We start from the raw sequence: 17,994 nt of genomic DNA, 5'->3' as shown, positions 1-17,994 counted from the left end.
CTCCTCGACCACTCTCACACCTGGAGGTGAAAGCGGCCGTTGGGAACGCGTGTTCTGAGTGAGCCTTCAGCCCGCAGGCTGCTCACTCACAGCGGTCATTCGGCGCGGGGTGAGGTTGCCTACTCTGTAAGGCGGTGTTCGAACGCGAAGACGACGAGCTGCACTCGATCGCGGAGCGACAGCTTCGCCAGGATACGGCTGATGTGGGTCTTCACCGTCGCCTCAGAGAGGAACTCGGCGGCAGCGATCTCGCCGTTGCTGAGTCCCCTGGCAGCCAGCACAAAGATCTCGCGTTCACGAGCGGTGAGGGTGCCGAACGATTCCGGTACCTCAGGTGCTGCCGACTGTCGTGCGTCGAAGTGCTGGAACAGCTCACGGGTGGCGGAGGCCGCGATCACGGCGCTACCGGAGTGCACCGTGCGGATGGCAGCCAGCAGGAACTCAGGGTCTGCGTCCTTCAGTACGAAACCACTGGCCCCGCCCCTGATCGCCCTGGTCGCGCTCTCGTCAAGGTCGAAGGTCGTGAGCACAATGATGCGCGGCGCGTCGCCCGCACGGCCTTCCGCAGATGCCACAATCTGGCGGGTCGCTTCGATCCCGTCCATGACCGGCATTCGGATGTCCATCAGGATCACGTCTGGATGGGTCAGGGCGGCCATGCTCACCCCCTCTGCGCCGTTGCCGGCTTCACCGACGAACTCGAGGTCGGCCTGCGACGAGATGAGCATGCGGATGCCGGCACGAAACAGCGACTGGTCATCGACGAGGGCGACCCTGATGCGCTGGGGAGGGGTCGGTATTTCTGAGTTCATGGATTCCCGATCTGTCATGAGTGCTGCAGCCGCCCTGCCGGTATGCGCGCGGTCACGGTGAAGCGGCCGCCCTGCGCGTCGGTGTGCAGGGTTCCCCCGGCCAGAAGTGCGCGCTCACGCATGCCGGGGAGGCCGTGACCAACGCTCCCTGCCACCGTGGCGGTAGCCGTTGAGCTGTCACGAATCGCGTTCGACACGGTGACGCTCACACCCTCAGCGTCCCAATCGATGCAGAGGCTCACCTCGCCGCCAGGTTCACCATGGCGCAACGCGTTGGTCAGCGCCTCCTGGATGATCCGGTAGGTCGCCAGTTGGGCGCCGGAGCCCAGGGCGAGCACATCGCCGGTGACACTCCAGGTGATGACGAGACCGGCACTCCGCATCTGGTCGACGAGGCGGTCGAGGTCGGCCAACATGGGCTGCGGCCCAACGGCCTCGTCTTGCCTCAGCTGCGCCAGCAACAGCCGCACGTCGCCGAGGGCTTCCCGTGCGGTGCTTGAGATGGTGATGAGAGCGGCGTCGACGGCGGTGGGGTCGCTCGCCCGTGCATAGCGGGCGCCATCCGCTTGGGCAATGACGACAGCGAGAGAATGCGCGACGACGTCGTGCATGTCGCGGGCGATGCGGTTACGTTCCTGTTCGACGACAATCGTGCGTTCGGCGAGCTTCTGCTCCTGGAGCGCGACCGATGCCAGCCGTTTGCTGGCGCGCGCCGTCTGCCAGGTGCGAACCAGCAGTCCGAGCGTCCACGCGAGGCCCAGTACGCCGATGGATGCGATGAGGGTGGCCACGAGTTGGAGAACGCCACCAGCGATGTCAACCGCCGCACCGATGCCGCCTGGGTTCAGCAGGCTCCCCGACCGGAGCGACACGTAGCCTGTCGCCAGGAGCGCACCAACGCCAACGGATGCCAGGCCAGCCCATTTGGTGATGCGGCCGCCATACGCGGCGCTGGCAAAGAGCACGATCAGGATTGCAAAGTCTGCGGTGAGAACGTCGAGGCCGCACAGCATCTGCAGGATGGCTGCAACCCACGCCACCGTGAGCGAGACACCGGGTGCAAACCGACGGGAGGCGACGGCCACTGCCAGCGTGAGCAGAACGATAGTGCCCTGCACCGATGACCCGCTCGATGTCACCATGTCGAGCGCCACGAAGACCACCGCTATCGTGACGTCGACCATGAACTGCCGCGGGGTGAGTTCGCGTATGAAGCGGGATGACGCAATGACCGCTCGATCGTTGACCCCGTCACCGGTACCGAGCAGCCACGCCTCCACGGCGCTCTGCGACACGTGGCCGTTCAGGGCGCGGCGTCGGAGCAGGAGTCCGATCGCCCACGAGCCGCACAGCACTCCCGCCACCAGCTGAGCGCAGCCCAGGAACAGTGCCAGCTCACTCACTGCTCCGCTGATGCCCGGCATGAACCCGGAACCGGTCGATCCACCCAAGGGCAGGACCGTGACCGACACGATGATCGAGACGACGACGGCACCCGTGAGCCCGATCCAGCGGGACGTCCGACTGCCGTAGGCACTGGCGGCGAAGAAGACGACGGCGCTGGCGACAACCAATGCGCCGCTCCCCAGCGCCCCGGCATCCGCTGAGCCGGAAAAGAGCACCATGAGGGCGAGGACACCTGACGCGAGAGCGCCGCCTGGGCTGACGCGCGACACGGCGATCGCCATCGTCAGGAGCAGGACCCCGCTGGTCTCTGCGAGGGTACCCGTCAGTGCCGCCAGGATCAGCCAGAGCACGAAGAACACCAGGCCGAGCGCCGGCTCGAGCAACCAGCGAGAGCGTTGGGCGTTGCCGGGCACACTCCACCATCGACGCAGTAAATCAGTCAGGCCAGGCACCGTTCTACAGTAGGCCGAGATCATGGGGAGTTGCCGACCCTGCCGCTCATCTCCATCGCGCGGCGAGTGAAATCATCCTCTGGGTGTACACCAGAGGACCCATGCGTCTGAACGCATGGATCCTCTGGTGTGCTGGTGGTACTAAGCCGTTAGAAGCCCAACCCGTTAGAAGCCGAGGCGCCCCAGCTGCTTCGGGTCGCGCTGCCATTCCTTGGCCACCTTCACGCGAAGGGACAGGAAGACGCGCTTGCCGACGAGCGGTTCGATCTGCTTGCGGGCACGCATACCGACGTCCTTCAGGCGGCTGCCCGACTTGCCGATGATGATGCCCTTTTGGCTGTCGCGCTCGACGAAGAGGTTCGCGTAGATCTCAACGAGGTCCTGGTCGTCGCGCTCGATCATGTCGTCGATCGTCACGGCGATGGAGTGCGGCAGTTCATCGGTGACACCCTCAAGCGCAGCCTCGCGGATGTACTCGGAGATGCGGGATTCCAGACTTTCGTCGGTGATGGCATCCGCTGGGTACAACGGAGCCTCGGACTTCGGCAGCAGGCGCAGCAGCTCACCGGCGAGGGTGTCGAGCTGGATGTGGCTGGTGGACGAGATCGGCACGATGGCCTCCCAGTCGCGCAGCTGCGAAACGGCAAGCAGCTGGGCGGCAACACTCGTCTTTGAGGCGGCATCGATCTTGGTGACGATCGCCACCTTCTTGGCGCGCGGGAACGCGTCGAGCTGCTCGTTGATGAATTTGTCGCCCGGGCCGATCGGCTCGTTGGCCGGGATGCACAGTCCGATCACGTCGACGTCGCCGAGCGTGGCCTGCACCAGGCTGTTGAGGCGCTCCCCCAGCAGGGTGCGCGGGCGGTGGATGCCGGGGGTGTCGACCAGGATCAACTGGCCGTTCTTCTGGTGAACGATTCCTCGAATCGCACGCCTGGTGGTCTGCGGCTTCGACGAGGTGATCGCAACTTTTTCCCCCACCAGTGCGTTGGTAAGGGTGGATTTGCCCACGTTGGGGCGCCCCACGAATGATACGAATCCTGCTCGGTAGTCATCGTTAGCCACGACCATGTGCTCCTTCATCTTCAGGCTCTGTGACAAACGCGGTTTGCGCGTCGATCAAGGCCTTGTCACGCTCCACCAGCACCGTGCTGATGTGTTTTCGCCGACCCTCTGTTCGTTCGGCAGTCAAAACCAGTCCGCTCACGGTGGCAATCGAACCAGCTGCTGGCAGCCGACCCAATGCCTTGGCGAGCAATCCCCCGACGGAATCCACGTCATCGTCTTCCAGTTCAAGGCCGAAAAGCTCACCGAGCTCGTCGACAGGAAGACGGGCGCTGACCCGGTATTGCCCGGATCCCAGCTCCTCGACCTCGACGACATCGCGGTCGTACTCGTCTGAGATGTCACCGACGAGCTCTTCGATCAAGTCTTCCAGGCTGACGAGGCCGGCAATACCGCCGTACTCGTCGACGACCATGGCCAAGTGGTTGGACTCCAGCTGCATCTGCCGCAGCAGAGCGTCTGCCTTCTTCGATTCGGGCACGAAGACCGCTGGACGTGCCAATTCGGCCACCGTGAGCGAATCGACGTTGTCAGGGCGTTCGTAAATGAGCCTGGCGACGTCCCTGAGGTACAGGATGCCGGTGACGTCATCGACTTCACCGTCGACGACGGGCACCCGGGAGAAGCCCTTGCTCAGGAACAAACCCATGCCGGCGCCCACCGACGTATCCGCGTCGATCGTGACCATGTCTGTGCGCGGGATCATGACCTCGCGCACCACTGTCTCGTTGAACTCGAAAATCGAGTGGATGAGTTCACGATCGTCTTCTTCGAGGACGTCGAGTTCTGTGGCCTCGTCGACCATGCTGAGCAGCTGGTCTTCAGAGGTGAAGGTGTTCAGGCGGCCGCGCCCTGGCGTCACCCGGTTGCCGAGCGAGACGAGGGCGTTGGCGATGGGGCCGAGCAGCACACGCAGGAAGTGCACGAGCGGGGCAGTGGCCGTCACCAGGCCGGCCGGATGCGCGCGGCCAACGCTGCGAGGGCTCGCGCCGACAAGCACGAACGACACACCCGTCATGATCAGCGCTGAGAGCAACAGAGCGAGCCAGATTTGATCGATCGTCGTGGCGAACACCAGGGTCACGAGAACGGCCGCGGTGGTCTCTGCGATGATTCGCATGAAGTTGAGGGCGTTCAGGTGCGCGCCCGTTTCACCGGCGATCGCCAGGAGTGAGCGCTTCGCTCGGGAGTCCTCTGCGAGCTCGATGATGTCTGCCCTGGATTGGGCCGTGATGGCAGCGTCGACTGCCGCCATCAACCCGCCGAAGGCGACGAGGATGATGGCGAGAGCGACGAACCAGCCGATGAACATGATCAAACGCGCTTTTCCTGCAGGTTGAAGGCCAGGAGGATGTCGCGCTGAATGCCGAACATCTCCTTCTCTTCGTCTGGCTCTGCGTGGTCGAAGCCCAGCAGATGCAGGATGCCGTGGGTCGTGAGCAACAACAGTTCGTCGAGGGTGCTGTGATTGGCCGCAATGGCCTGTTCCTCTGCGACCTGCGGGCACAGCACGATGTCACCGAGCAGCCCCGGGGGCGTCTCAACCTCTGCGGTGCCAGGACGCAGCTCGTCCATGGGGAAGCTCAGGACGTCGGTGGGGCCAGGCTCATCCATCCACTGCACGTGCAGCTGCTCCATGGCGCCCTCGTCCACCAGGACGATGGCAAGGTCGGCATCCGCGTGCACGTGCATCGCATCGAGTGCGAATGCGGCCAACCGCAGGATGGCGGCCTCGTCGACGGGAATCGCCGACTCGTTGTTGATTTCGATGCTCAACTCTGTCTCCGTTTCGGGATGCGATCGCGCACAGAACCGGAGCGACGCTCGGCTCGGTTGGCGAAATCGCGGGCTTGTTCGCTTTCGTAGCGCTGCGCCTGCTTGTGGGCGTCGTACTCGGTGTACGCATCGACGATGCGGCCAACGAGCGAGTGACGCACAACGTCAGCACTGGTCAGGCGGGAAAAATGGATGTCATCGATGTTGTCGAGGACGCGGGTCACGAGACGCAGGCCGCTGGATCCGGCTGGGAGGTCGACCTGGGTGATGTCGCCGGTGACGACCATCTTCGACCCGAACCCGAGGCGGGTGAGGAACATCTTCATCTGCTCTGGCGTGGTGTTCTGCGCTTCATCGAGCACGACGAACGAGGAGTTCAGGGTGCGTCCGCGCATGTAGGCCAGCGGGGCGACCTCGATGGTTCCTGCCGCGAGAAGCTTGGGAACCAGCTCAGGGTCCATCATCTCGTTCAGTGCGTCGTAGAGGGGGCGCAGGTACGGGTCGATCTTGTCGGTGAGGGTTCCTGGCAGGAATCCGAGTCGCTCGCCGGCCTCGACGGCCGGTCGGGTGAGGATGATCCGTTCGACTTCTTTGCGCTGCAGTGCCTGGACGGCCTTGGCCATCGCGAGGTACGTCTTGCCGGTTCCGGCCGGTCCGATGCCGAACACGATCGTGTGCTCGTCGATCGCGTCGACGTAGTCCTTCTGGCCCAGGGTCTTTGGGCGGATGCTCTTGCCGCGCGACGTGAGAATCGCCTGGCCGAGCATCTCTGACGGGCTGCGTGTGCTGTCGTCGTTCAGGATCTTCGCCGAGGTCGTCACCTCGGTCTCCCCGAGGTCCTGGCCGTTGTGGATCATCAACTGCAACTCCTCCATCAGACGTCTGACGGCTTCCACCTGCACGGCGGGGCCGGTCAGCGTGATTTCGTTACCGCGCACATGCACGCTCACGCTGGGGTACTGCTTTTCAATGGTGGTCAGGAACCTGTCCTGCGGCCCCAGGAGGCGCACCATGGCGATACCGTCAATGTGGATTCGTGCCTCGGCCACATCCACGGGCGCCGGGTTCACGACCGCCGGGTTCACCGGCGCCGGATTCACTGCCGGATCCGCATTCACGGCCGGCCCCTCGTTAGCGTCCGCCAAGGGATCCCTCAGCGAGGTGGCCGCCGAGCAGGTGCGCGTGCACGTGGAATACCGTCTGACCGGCATCCGCCCCGGTATTGAACACCAGGCGGAACTGTCCGTTCGTGCGTTCGACAGCGATCTCGTTCGCGACAGCGACGAGTTCGGCAAGCAGTGCAGGATCACCGGCGGCAAGCTCAGCCACGTTTCGGTATGCCTCCGTCTTCACCGTGATCACGATGTGAACCGGTGCCTGTGGGGCGATGTCCTCGAACGCGATGACGCGATCGGTTTCGGCCACGATGGTGGCCGGGATCTCGCGCGCGATGATGCGGCTGAAGATCGACGGTGCTGCACTCTCGGTATGACCCGCGCTTGAAGAAGACATATCTCTATCTTAAGCGGCGCTTACCAACGGTGAAGCGTTGCGTTCAGGATCGCCAGGGCGGCCGGTCCTGCTGTCGACGTGCGGAGGACCGTCTCGCCCAGGCGAACCTGGGTTGCCCCTGCCGCCTCGAGCATCGACAGCTCAGAGGGGGCGATGCCGCCCTCTGGTCCGACGACGAGCACGATGTCCCTGTCGTCGGGTGCACTGCCGTCACTGGCACTGTCGTCACTGGCACTGTCGCCGACGCTGAATTCAGTGAGTCGGAGTGACGCGGTCGGCTCCAGCAGCAGCATCCGCGTCTCGGCCGCGAGTTTCACCAGCTGTTTGGTGGTCACGAGGTCGGCGACATCAGGCAGCCACGGGCGAATCGACTGCTTGCTCGCCTCGCGCACGATGGCGGCCCAGCGTTCCCTGCCCTTTGCGACCTTCGCGCCGTCCCAGCGCGAGATCGAGCGGGCGGCTGCCCACGGAATGACCCCGTCGACACCGAGCTCTGTCGCCGCCTGGATGGCCAGTTCGTCACGGTCACCCTTGGCGAGGGCCTGCACCAAACGGATGCGAGGGGTCGCCGCCGCGTGCAGCGTCGCTTCGTCGACGCGCAGCGTCAGCTCGCCGGACTCGGCCGTGACCACGGTGCCGGAGAGCACCAGGCCATGACCGTTTCCGAGCAGCAGCGACTCGCCGGGGCGAACCCGGCTGACCGTCACCGCGTGCTTGGCTTCGCTGCCGCCGATGCGCACGATGGCACCGGCGGAACAGTCTTCAGGGCGCAGCGATTCGTCCAGGTAGAAATGGGCCATCAGGATCTAGCCGAGGAAGCGATCGCGCAGCTTGGAGAACAGGCCCTGCTGGAACTGGCTGAGCTCTGGGGCGTGCCCCTTGTGCCTGGCCGCGAACTGCTGGATGAGTTCCTTCTCCTTGTGATCGAGCTTCGTCGGGGTGACGACCTGGATGCCGATCTTCAGGTCTCCTCGGCCGCTGCCGCGCAGCTTGGTGATGCCGCGGTCCTTGATGGTGAGGATCTCGGCGCTCTGGGTGCCGGGCTTCAGGTCGATCTCGATGTCGCCGTCGAGACCCTTGAGCGTCGTGGTCGTGCCGAGGATGGCATCCGCCATTTGCACTTCGAGCGTGCAGAGCAGGTCGTCGCCGTTGCGGCTGAAGATGTCGTGGTGACGTACCTTCATCTCGAGGTACAGGTCACCGTTCGGGCCGCCAGCGGGGCCGGCCTCTCCACTGCCTGGCATCTGCAGGCGGAGACCGGTGTCGACGCCGGCGGGGATGTCGACGGCCACGGTGCGACGGGCGCGAACACGGCCCTGTCCCTGGCAGGTGACGCACGGCGTTGCGATGATGGTGCCGTAGCCGCGGCAGGTGCCACAGGGGCTTGACGTCATCACGTTGCCGAGCAGGGAGCGCACTGCGCGCTGGATGCTTCCGGTGCCGTGGCAGATGTCGCAGGTGACGGGCGACGTGCCCGGCTGGCAGCAGCTGCCGTTGCAGGTCTCACAGACGATGGCCGTGTCGACCTCGAGGTCGCGGTGCGTGCCGAAGATGACCTCTTCGAGGTCAACCTCGACGCGGATGAGTGCATCCTGGCCGCGTTCACGACGTGAGCGGGGTCCGCGACTGCCGCCGCCACCGCCGCCACCGAAGAACGTCTCGAAGATGTCGCCGAAGTTTCCGAAGTTGCCGCCGTCGAATCCGCCACCGCCCTGGCCGCCCATGTCATATTGCTGGCGCTGCTTCGGGTCGCTCAGGACGTCGTAGGCGTGCGTGACGAGTTTGAACTGTTCCGATGCTTCAGCACCAGGATTCACATCGGGGTGGAGCTGCCTGGCAAGGCGACGGTACGCCTTCTTGATCTCATCGATCGTTGCGTCTTTGGAAACGCCCAGGACTTCGTAGTGGTCAGCCAAAAGCGGCTCTCCTTGTTGATCTGTGTGCGGGAAAGTGGATATAAAAGCTAGTTCTCACCGAGATGACGGGAGAGGTATCTGGCAACAGCGCGTACCGCAGCCATGTTGTTCGAGTAGTCCATGCGAGTCGGACCGAGCACACCCAGCCTGGCCAGGTCGCCGCCGGCTGAGGTGTATCCACTGGTGAGAACGGATGTCTCCCCCAGCCCGAATGACGCATTCTCACGTCCGATGCTCACCGAGACACCGTGCTGGTCGGCCACCATCTCACCGAAGAGGCGAAGCAGGACAACCTGCTCCTCAATCGCTTCGAGCACGGGGTAGATACTGCCACTGAAGTCTTCCTCAGTGCGCACCAGGTTCGCAGCTCCTGCCATCACCAGGCGGTCGTGGCGGTTCGCCCCGACCTGTTCGATGAGGGTGGACACGATCACGCCGAGCAGATCGGCTTCGACGGCAGGGCCGAAGTCGCCGGCATCCGTCAGCGTTTTGGCTGCCTCTGTCATGGTCGACCCACCGACAGACTGGTTGAGCCGGGCACGGATCGAGGCAAGCTGCTGCTCATCGACAGCACGGGGCAGGTCGATGACGCGCTGTTCAACCCGACCGGAGTCGGTGATCAGCACGGACAACACTCGGTGATCAGTCAGCGGCACGAGTTCGACGTGGCGAACGCGGGCTCGGGACAGTGACGGGTACTGCACGAGGGCAACCTGCTTCGTCAGCTGTGACAAAAGTCGTACGCTGCGAGCCAGCACCTCGTCGAGGTCGGAGGACTGACCGAGGAAGGTTTCGATCGCCTGGCGCGCAGCCGGAGTCAGCGGGCGCACATTGGCGAGGTGATCGACGAAAAGCCGGTAGCCCTTGTCGGTGGGGATGCGCCCCGACGAGGTGTGCGGGGCGGCGATCAGCTCTTCTTCTTCGAGCAGCGCCATGTCATTGCGAATCGTCGCGGCCGACACACCAAAGGAATGCCTGTCAACGATCGATTTCGATCCGACCGGCTCGCGAGAGGCGACGTAGTCCTGAACGATGACGCGCAAGACTTCAAGGCTGCGTTCGGAAACCATGCAGTTACAGTCCCCTCTTCACTCGGCGTTTAGGTCGGCGCCCGCATACTCTTCGCGTTAGCACTCGCATTGACTGAGTGCCAATCATATCGCGTCTACCTGTGCCTTCATTGATTGCCAACCGGAGTTTCACCGCAGTAGCGTTGGCATACAGAACGGCGCGCGAGATTGGCATGACCGCCTGGAGCGTGCAATCGTCTGAAAGGCGCGATCATGACTGATCCGGATGCACAGACTCCCCCAGAACCGCCAGACGGCGAGGAACAGCCGCCGCCCGGCTTCCGGCAGTCTTACGTTCCGCCGAACCCGAATGCCACCCTGTCGACAATGGACGACCGGCAGTGGGCCTCGCTGGCCCATCTGGGCGGTATTTTCGGGTTCCTTCCCTCGCTTATCATCTGGCTTGTCTTCAGACAGCGCGGTCCGTTCACCAACGTGGAAGCCAAGGAAGCACTCAACTTCCAGATCACCCTGTCGATCGGGTACGTGGTGATCTACGTCGTCAGCTTCATCGTCACCGTCGTGACCTTCGGCCTGATCTCGTTCATCGGCCTGTTGTTCTGGGTGCTCTGGATCCTCGGTGTCATCTTTTCCATCCTCGGCTTCATGAAGGCGAAGGATGGGTACCACTATCGCTACCCGTACGCCATCCGCTTCATCGGATAGCCGGCTTTACCAAATACGGGCTTGACCAATACGGGCTTGACCAATACGGGCTTGACCAAACAGTGGTCACGGAGCCCGCGGATGACGTAGCCACGCCAGACACGCGTATTCGTCCCCAATTGCGTCTCGCTCTGTCTGTACTGTATTGACTGGACATCACCGCGTTTTCCGCATGTCCGCGTTTCACCTCACGTCATCATTGCCCGCCCCGTGCGCGATCCAGCGCCATACGATCCCAGCGCCAAAGGAGACACCATGTCTGATGCACCTCCACCCCCTCCCGCCAACCCGTACCAGTCCCCCAGCCAGCTCAGCCCTGCTGACGAAAAGCTCTGGGCGACGCTCATCCACATCGGCGGAATCTTCTTCGAGCTGCTGCCCGCACTGATCGGTTACCTGGTCCTCAAGGATCGCGGCCCGTTCATTCGCCAGCACACCGCTGCGGCATTGAACTTCCAGCTCACCATGCTGATCGCGTACATCATCGGCGCCATCTTGACGGCTGTCTTCATCGGCATCCTGATCGTCTTCGCCGTCTGGGTCGTGACGATTGTCTTCAGCATCATGGCCGCAGTCGCTGCCAACAAGGGCGAGGCGTACGTGTACCCGCTGTCGATCAAGTTCGTCAGCTAGCTCGCACTCTCGTGTGAGGCCGCACCGGCGGTCACGCGAAAGAAGCCGCTCACCAGGTCACGATCTGGTGAGCGGCTTCTTCCGTTAAGCGGATGTCGGAGATCAATGCGAACCGTCGGCGCGCTAGTGTGCTCCGTCGGTTCAACCGGGTCGGTTCAAACGGTTCGGTTCAGCCTGTTCGCCGTTGATCACGTTGATCACGTTGATCACGTCTATTGGCGAGTTGATCTGCCATCCGCGTCGGTGACTTCGTGGCCACATGCCAGCGTTGCTGCCCGTCCATCCAGATCGGGGCTTTCACCTGCGGGACGCCACCGACCATCCGGATCTGCCAGCCGGATCGGTGAATCGTGCGGTGATGGAACCAACAGAGTGTCACGCCGTTGCTCACCTCGGTCGGCCCACCGAGCGCATCCGGGATCACATGGTGAATCTCGGCCCACGCCGCGGGGCTTTGGCAACCGGGGATGATGCAGCCGCCGTCACGGAGGGTGATCGCCCGGCGCTGCTGGCCAGTGAAGCACCGGTCGGTGACCCCCAACTCAATGATCTTGCCCTTCGCATTGATCGTCACCGGTTGCACTCCCCCGGCACACGCCATCTGCTCCACCGTCAGCATTGAGATGGGTGCCACCTGCCCATCAATGTGACCGGCACCCGTGCCGGCCAGGAAGTCTTCCTGCCGCACGCTGACCAGCACGGTCGGGGCGGCCCCGCCAATCGAGGGTGCTTCGGCACTTCGCGCGGCAGTGTCAACGATCATCGTGAAGAGGTCGTGGCGCAGCTGGTCGCGGGTCCGATCGTCGTGCTCGAGCACGTCCCGGTCGATCTCTTGCTCCTGCTCCTCCACAGTCAGGAACTTGACCTGCGCGGTCCGCGGCGACATGTATGCATCCATCAACCGTTGGAACTTCGCCGCCGTCTCCGGCATCAACGCTCCCGACACGGGGATGAGTCCGTCGCGCTCGGTCCCAAGCCGGAACCCGCGGTTCAACATCGCCCGCTTCTCATCGGGCTCCAGACCATCCGGGTCAATGAACGCCTTCCACACCTGCGCTTGCAGCAGCGTTTCATCCGCAGCCACCGGGGTCGTGGCCTCGTCGCCCGGCCCGATCGGTTGCCCCGTCGCCGCTGAGACGAGGGCTTCCTCGGCGAGTTGGATCTCACCGACCGCGATCCGGCCACGCAACGGGCTAAGTGCCGCAATGATCACTTCGGCACTGTCCCGACCGAGCAGCCCACTGGCCAGCCCGACCGCCACGGCCGGGAACTTCGCCGGGAACGCCGCCCCGTCCAACCCGTACTGGGTGCGGACGTGGTCGCCCAACCGGATGCGCTTGGCGATGGTCTTCGCCGACACGCCTGTGAGCCGCTCCAACAGTTCGGTGCCGCTGCGGCATCCGCGCTTAGACGACAGCCGATCCGAGACCTCCAGAGTCTTCCGCGACCGCTCGTCAATCTCGGCGGCCAACGACACTCGGTACGCGTCGATGATCCGCCCGGCCTGCTCCGCCTGGATGGCACGTTCGATCAGGTCATCATCACTGTCGACGCGCACCGTGGCGCAGGGCCTGGCCTCCGAAAACTCCGCCGTGAAATCCTGCAGCAGGTTCTTCACCGTGCGGGATTCCTCAACTGTGAGCATGCCTCAATACTACCAGCGTTAGAACTGAAAGGCGAGCTTTTCTCAGTCGCATCTAGACATTAGTCGGAAGTATGTTCGGGTAGATTTTCCGGAGGGCGGGCCGCTATCGGCCTTGAGGTGCGAGGTGCGAGGTGCGAGGTGCGAGGTGCGAGGTGCGAGGCGCGAGGCGCGAGGCGCGAGGCGCGAGGCGCGAGGCGCGAGGTGCGAGGTGCGAGGTGCGAGGTGCGAGCGAGAATAGGCGTTCGGTCACCGCGCCGAACTCTGGCGCGCGTTTTCCCGCCTGGCGCGCGGTTTATCGCGCGCCAGCCGCGTTTTCGCGCGCCCCGATGAAATCACGACGGCCCGTCGCCCAGTTGACTGTCGTGGGCCGCGCTACGTGCCGAGGTGACCGGTGGGACCCGCCGCGCGGGTCGAACGCAGCGGCGCGGTAGCTACAACATGCGCATTGCTGCGTTCGACCCGCGTACCCCGATGCCGATGCCGATGCCGGTGCCGGTGCCGGTGCCGATGCCGATGCCCCATTGGGCTGCGCGGTCGTCTGAGTCCGCCGTGCCGCTCCTGATTCGGCGAGAAGGGTCTCGAGACACTCGCTGGCGCTCGCTCCTCGACCAACGGATTCGACCAACGGAGACCTCGGACGACGGAGACCTCGGACGACGGAGACCTCGCTCCTCGACCACCGGGACCAAGCGCGAAGACTCACTTAACCTGCCGAGACGAAGCGCATGTCCGGCTCGATGAGCAGCGTATCCGGGAGCACGACGCTCAGCACGCGGTCACCGAGCACTGCGCCGTACGCCCGGTATCCACGGTGCTCAATTCGGATTCCGGCAACGGGGCTGCCGTCGATCTCGATCGAGTGCTCCAGAGCGAGGCTCGGATCGGTCGCATCCTGAGCCGAAAATGGATCCGCTACCAAACCATTAGCAGAGGCATTCCGCCCGACGTGATCGAGGTGCTGCGCGAGCGCCGCGGCATAGGAACCCCACGACAGCGCATCCGTGGTCGTCGAGGTGCGCACGGCTTCCCACAGCATCGGGTACCTGGAGCGCAGCATTCGCTCTCGCACCCAATCAGGCAGCCCATCCGCGCGCTCGGCAGACAGCAGATGCCCGCCGTTGTGTGCGTCATCGCGTCGAAGAAAGTTGGCGGGATCATCCCGATCGTCCGGATTGACAAGGACGCTGTAGTGCACCGCGATCGCGGAAATCCCGCTATTCGTGCGTTCCACGTTGACACCCGCATGTTCGAAGTGACGTTGCGGGGCAAAAGTGAACACGTGGCCGCCGAACTCTGCAACAGCGTCGTCAAACGACAACGGTGCCGGCGGCCATTCGATCGGTCCGGGAACGAACTGCATGAGGCGATCCTCTCGCTGGCGACTGTGTGGTCACACGGTATCGCGCTCCAGACAGAAATTAGCGGATGCCGCTGCGCACCACCACTAACGCTTTACGTTCGGCCCGCGGTGTGGTCGAGTGGAGCCAGGGGGCACCCGCAGCCCCACCCAGAACCGGTTCAACACGCAGAACCGGTTCAACACGCAGAACCGAATCAACCCGCAGAACAGTGTCAACAAAAGGAGTGCACCGCGATGGCTGAGAAGCAGAAGTCCACTGCAACATCCACGGCGAAAAGTGAGCCGGCCGAGGGATTCTCTGAGGAGGAACGGGCTGCCATCAAGGAGCGTGCCGCTGAGCTCAGAGCAGAGAAACGTCGCAGCAAGGACTCCGACAAGAAGGCGCAAGACGAGAAGGCCGTTCTCGCAGCGATCGCGGACATGCCGGACGCAGACCGTGCCCTCGCAGAGCGAGTCCATGCCGTCATCACGGAGAACGCACCAGACCTCGCACCCAAGCTCTGGTACGGGATGCCCGCGTATGCCATAGACGGCAAGATCGTCTGCTTCCTCCAGCCGGCAGAGAAGTTCAAGACGCGGTATGCGACCCTCGGCTTCAATGATGTGGCCACCCTCGACGACGGCACAATGTGGCCAACGGCCTTCGCCCTTGCGGAGCTGACCGCGGCAGACGAAAAGAAGATCGGCGCCCTCGTGAAGCGCGCAGTGAGCTGACATGCAACGCGTCGAGTGGCGCCACAAGCCACGATCAACGTGAAGCAGGCCACGATCGACGTGAAGCAGGGCACGATCAACGTGAAGCAGGGCACGACGGCAAACGCCGGGCTTGACCATTGCTGACGCCGGATGGATTCTGGGCCCATGGACACCCCAGGCAGCCAGACCACAGAGACCCTACCCACTGCGGTCCCCTTCCCCTTCGCACCACGCGGCCCACTCAGTGGGCGGCTTGCGGTCGCTCTCGCCGAACCGCCATCCGTCACTGACGATCTAGCGGATTTCCAGACGGAGCTGGAACGCGCGCTGGCGGACAGCACCGACCTCCTCCGCGACGACGACCTGCAGCTGACGCTCTTCGTGCTCTACGGCCTGTTTTATGGAGACGTCGGCGCTGTCGACGATGCCTGGGAATGGCATCCGGCAACACTCGCCGCCCGCGCCAGCATCGAGGCGACGTTCGAGCGGCAACTGCGGAATTCCGTGGTCATACCGCCGTTGCCGCCGGCGGACGCCGAGTCCGTTGCTGCCGCACTGTTTCGGCTGACGGGCAAGGAATCCGGGCCCAGCCTCGCGCGATTCGTTGCGCAGCGCGCATCGGCAGACCAGCTCGTGGAGTTCGTGATCTACCGCTCCATCTACACACTCAAGGAGGCCGACCCGCACTCGTGGGCCATTCCCCGCCTCACCGGCAAGGCGAAGGCTGCCTTGGTCGAGATTCAGGCCGACGAGTACGGAGGCGGGCGCCCGGAGCGGATGCACTCCGCAATCTTCGCCCGCACGATGACAGAGCTTGGGCTCGATGCTCGCTACGGCGCGTACGTCGACCAGGTTTCCGCGCTCACCCTGGCGTCGATGAACATGATGTCGATGTTCGGCCTCAACCGTCGACTGCGTGGCGCCATCGCTGGCCACCTGGCTGCGTTCGAGATGACCTCGTCAATCCCGAACCGGCTCATCGGCAATGGATTCCGCCGATTGGGTTTCGAGAAGAACGTCACGGACTATTTCGACGAGCACGTTGAAGCGGATGCCGTGCACGAACAAATCGCCGGTCGCGAACTCGCCGGTGGCCTCGCAGAGGACCAGCCGGCACTGCTGGCGGACATCTTCTTCGGTGCGAGCGCCTGCCTGACGGTAGACGGATTGGCTGGGCAAGAAGTTCTCGACGCATGGACCTCTGGGCGGTCCTCCCTGCGCACTCCGCTCGCCCCGCAAGCACGTCCCGCACCCTCGGCATCATGAGCTCGCCCCTGCCGGCCGACTACGTACTGCCGCTTCTCTGGCGAGATGATCGCGGCATAGACGAGCTCACCGACTACCTGCACACACTCAGCGGGTGGATCGACGTCACCGTCGTTGACGGGTCGCCCGGCGGCATGTTCGACGCCCACCACGACCGGTGGTCTGGGTTCGTTCGGCACGTTCGTCCGGATCCGTGGCCAGGCAACAATGGCAAGGTCGCCGGCGTCATGACCGGCCTCGGCCTCGCCGACACCAATCTGGCCGACGACAATCGCGTCGTCATCGCCGACGACGATGTTCGCTACGACCTGCCTGGCCTCACCCGAATCGTCACGGCGTTGGATCACGCCGACGTGGTGCGACCGCAGAACTTCTTCACCAGCCTCCCCTGGCACGCCCGCTGGGATACGGGGCGCACTCTCGTGAACCGCGCGCTCGGCGCCGACTACCCTGGCACCCTCGCCGTGCGGCGCGACCGCATTCTGTCAGTCGGCGGATACGCCGGTGACGTCCTCTTCGAGAACCTGGAACTGATCCGCACTGTGACCGCAGCAGGCGGCCGGGAGGCGCAGGTTGCCGACCTGTTCGTCGGCAGGATTCCGCCCACCGTTGGCCACTTCGCCGGCCAACGTATCCGCCAGGCCTATGACGACTTCGCCCAGCCGCTGCGTCTCGTTGCAGAGTTGTCCCTGCTACCGCTGACGCTGTGGGCGCTCAGACGACCCCAGCGGATGCTCGTTGGCGTCGTCCTGGCGTGTGCCGTGGGTGAGTGGGGCCGGCGGCGAGCCAACGGAGCATCCGTCTTTCCCTGGACGAGCGCCGTCTGGGTTCCCCTCTGGATGCTGGAGCGCGCCATCTGCGTGTGGCTGGCCGTTGGCCTTCGCGTGCTCGGCGGGCCCCGGTACGGAGCCGGACGGCTTCGCCGCGCCGCTACCCCGCTGCGGCAGCTGCGGGAACGCGTTGCCACACATACAGCAGGGACACATACAGCAGGGACACTGACGTGAACGACGAGATGCAGGACGCCGCTGCAGAACCGACGGGCGACGAGCGACGGGAGAGCCTGCATCCGCTCATCACTGTGTGCGCCGATGGCCCCCTTCTCATCCGCGGCAGCGTCGACATCGTTGGAGCTGGGGGAGCTCCTGTGCCCATCACACGCAAGACCATCGCCCTCTGCCGGTGCGGCGAATCGACCATCAAACCGTTCTGCGATGGCTCACACAAGCTCGTGGGATTTCACCCGGACCAGCCGCCTGCGGAGTGACTCACGCCCCTGAGAACTTATTCGGTTCGAGCCCGGCAATGCGATGCGCGTGCTCCTGGAGATCCGCTTCGCTGATCTGGTGCCCGCCGTTCGCGAATCTCTCACGCAGCGCTTCCAAGACTTTGGCCTCGTCGTGGCCGGCCAAATCAGCCTCCTGCTGCCTGATAATGCCCGCCACTTTGGCGCCTTCCGGCTGAGAATGCTGGGCCTGAATTGGTTCGTCCTGGGTGTTGTCGCGGTTCGTCATGCGTCCTCCGATCAGAGAGCTGCTTCGGGACTAGAGGTGCTTTCTGGCTATTGTGCCTCGTCTGCGGTGAGCTTTGGCTGTACGGATTCAGCTCGGTTCGCTCACGAAACCGATCTTGTTGCCGCCCAGGTCGGTCGACTCACGGATCGGTGACAGGGATGCCGACTGTCACGTCTTTGGTTCTCAGACCAGACGCAGACCAGA

Annotated in this window: 20 protein-coding genes; 6 read left to right on the top strand and 14 right to left on the bottom strand. The window is 64.0% G+C overall.

Annotated elements, in window-relative coordinates; all coding sequences use genetic code 11:
- Nucleotides 1-119: 119 nt before the first annotated feature.
- The 10 genes from AC25Y4_RS03140 to hrcA form a co-directional block, all read right to left on the bottom strand.
- Nucleotides 120-812, bottom strand: coding sequence for a response regulator (locus AC25Y4_RS03140; protein WP_488118910.1), 693 nt, complete (start codon nt 810-812; stop codon nt 120-122).
- A 14-nt stretch (nt 813-826) separates the two neighbouring features.
- Nucleotides 827-2,671 carry a sensor histidine kinase gene (locus AC25Y4_RS03135; RefSeq protein WP_488118909.1) on the bottom strand — a complete coding sequence of 615 codons (1,845 nt, stop codon included), beginning with the start codon at nt 2,669-2,671 and terminating at the stop codon, nt 827-829.
- A gap of 165 nt (nt 2,672-2,836) precedes the next feature.
- Entirely contained in the window at nt 2,837-3,736 is a 900-nt protein-coding gene (gene era / locus AC25Y4_RS03130; RefSeq protein WP_488118908.1) for a GTPase Era, read from the bottom strand.
- Nucleotides 3,729-5,048 carry a hemolysin family protein gene (locus AC25Y4_RS03125; RefSeq protein WP_488118907.1) on the bottom strand — a complete coding sequence of 440 codons (1,320 nt, stop codon included), beginning with the start codon at nt 5,046-5,048 and terminating at the stop codon, nt 3,729-3,731. Before AC25Y4_RS03125 ends, era begins: the two co-directional genes overlap by 8 nt.
- Before the next feature lie 2 nt (nt 5,049-5,050).
- Nucleotides 5,051-5,512, bottom strand: a complete 462-nt coding sequence (gene ybeY, locus AC25Y4_RS03120) for an rRNA maturation RNase YbeY (protein ID WP_488118906.1) — start codon at nt 5,510-5,512, stop codon at nt 5,051-5,053.
- Complete coding sequence (locus tag AC25Y4_RS03115; protein WP_488119515.1) at nt 5,509-6,525, bottom strand: PhoH family protein; 1,017 nt, start codon at nt 6,523-6,525, stop codon at nt 5,509-5,511. The genes ybeY and AC25Y4_RS03115 overlap by 4 nt, the downstream gene beginning before the upstream one ends.
- Nucleotides 6,526-6,643: 118 nt before the next feature.
- Entirely contained in the window at nt 6,644-7,024 is a 381-nt protein-coding gene (locus AC25Y4_RS03110) for a histidine triad nucleotide-binding protein (protein WP_488118905.1), read from the bottom strand.
- A 20-nt stretch (nt 7,025-7,044) separates the two neighbouring features.
- The gene (locus AC25Y4_RS03105; protein WP_488118904.1) at nt 7,045-7,824 is read right to left on the bottom strand and encodes a 16S rRNA (uracil(1498)-N(3))-methyltransferase; all 780 of its coding nucleotides are present in this window, start codon (nt 7,822-7,824) and stop codon (nt 7,045-7,047) included.
- A 6-nt stretch (nt 7,825-7,830) separates the two neighbouring features.
- Nucleotides 7,831-8,940 (bottom strand): molecular chaperone DnaJ, encoded by a 1,110-nt coding sequence (dnaJ, locus tag AC25Y4_RS03100; protein ID WP_488118903.1) that lies wholly within the window; start codon nt 8,938-8,940, stop codon nt 7,831-7,833.
- Between the two features lie 47 nt (nt 8,941-8,987).
- Nucleotides 8,988-10,010, bottom strand: a complete 1,023-nt coding sequence (hrcA, locus tag AC25Y4_RS03095; RefSeq protein ID WP_488118902.1) for a heat-inducible transcriptional repressor HrcA — start codon at nt 10,008-10,010, stop codon at nt 8,988-8,990.
- Nucleotides 10,011-10,223: 213 nt separating this feature from the next.
- On the opposite strand from hrcA, the gene AC25Y4_RS03090 reads away from it, so the two are divergent.
- Both AC25Y4_RS03090 and AC25Y4_RS03085 read left to right on the top strand, forming a co-directional pair.
- Nucleotides 10,224-10,676: a DUF4870 domain-containing protein gene (locus tag AC25Y4_RS03090; protein ID WP_488118901.1), complete on the top strand. Its 453-nt coding sequence runs from the start codon at nt 10,224-10,226 to the stop codon at nt 10,674-10,676.
- Between the two features lie 255 nt (nt 10,677-10,931).
- On the top strand, nt 10,932-11,309 hold the full coding sequence (locus AC25Y4_RS03085) for a DUF4870 domain-containing protein (RefSeq protein ID WP_488118900.1): 378 nt from the start codon (nt 10,932-10,934) through the stop codon (nt 11,307-11,309).
- Nucleotides 11,310-11,478: 169 nt separating this feature from the next.
- On the opposite strand, the gene AC25Y4_RS03080 is transcribed toward AC25Y4_RS03085, so the two are convergent.
- The 3 genes from AC25Y4_RS03080 to AC25Y4_RS03070 all read right to left on the bottom strand — a co-directional run bounded on the left by AC25Y4_RS03080 (nt 11,479) and on the right by AC25Y4_RS03070 (nt 14,314).
- Nucleotides 11,479-12,954 (bottom strand): HNH endonuclease signature motif containing protein, encoded by a 1,476-nt coding sequence (locus AC25Y4_RS03080; protein ID WP_488118899.1) that lies wholly within the window; start codon nt 12,952-12,954, stop codon nt 11,479-11,481.
- A gap of 431 nt (nt 12,955-13,385) precedes the next feature.
- A complete protein-coding gene (locus AC25Y4_RS03075; protein ID WP_488118898.1) occupies nt 13,386-13,541 on the bottom strand; it encodes a hypothetical protein in 156 nt (51 codons plus the stop codon).
- Between the two features lie 116 nt (nt 13,542-13,657).
- Entirely contained in the window at nt 13,658-14,314 is a 657-nt protein-coding gene (locus tag AC25Y4_RS03070; protein WP_488118897.1) for a hypothetical protein, read from the bottom strand.
- A gap of 234 nt (nt 14,315-14,548) precedes the next feature.
- Here AC25Y4_RS03070 and AC25Y4_RS03065 point away from each other — a divergent pair, with 234 nt between their 5' ends.
- The 4 genes from AC25Y4_RS03065 (at nt 14,549) to AC25Y4_RS03050 (ending at nt 17,543) form a co-directional block, all read left to right on the top strand.
- Nucleotides 14,549-15,028: an iron chaperone gene (locus AC25Y4_RS03065; RefSeq protein ID WP_488118896.1), complete on the top strand. Its 480-nt coding sequence runs from the start codon at nt 14,549-14,551 to the stop codon at nt 15,026-15,028.
- Between the two features lie 147 nt (nt 15,029-15,175).
- Entirely contained in the window at nt 15,176-16,276 is a 1,101-nt protein-coding gene (locus tag AC25Y4_RS03060) for an iron-containing redox enzyme family protein (protein ID WP_488118895.1), read from the top strand.
- On the top strand, nt 16,273-17,283 hold the full coding sequence (locus AC25Y4_RS03055) for a glycosyltransferase family 2 protein (RefSeq protein WP_488118894.1): 1,011 nt from the start codon (nt 16,273-16,275) through the stop codon (nt 17,281-17,283). The genes AC25Y4_RS03060 and AC25Y4_RS03055 overlap by 4 nt, the downstream gene beginning before the upstream one ends.
- Nucleotides 17,280-17,543: a CDGSH iron-sulfur domain-containing protein gene (locus AC25Y4_RS03050; protein WP_488118893.1), complete on the top strand. Its 264-nt coding sequence runs from the start codon at nt 17,280-17,282 to the stop codon at nt 17,541-17,543. Before AC25Y4_RS03055 ends, AC25Y4_RS03050 begins: the two co-directional genes overlap by 4 nt.
- 1 nt (nt 17,544) lies before the next feature.
- Here AC25Y4_RS03050 and AC25Y4_RS03045 read toward each other — a convergent pair whose 3' ends face one another.
- A complete protein-coding gene (locus tag AC25Y4_RS03045; RefSeq protein ID WP_488118892.1) occupies nt 17,545-17,790 on the bottom strand; it encodes a hypothetical protein in 246 nt (81 codons plus the stop codon).
- Between the last annotated feature and the right edge of the window lie 204 nt (nt 17,791-17,994).

Source organism: Leifsonia sp. Y878 (genome assembly GCF_057669685.1).
Note: the sequence above shows the minus strand (reverse complement) of the source record. Positions and strands in the feature narration are given on the sequence as shown.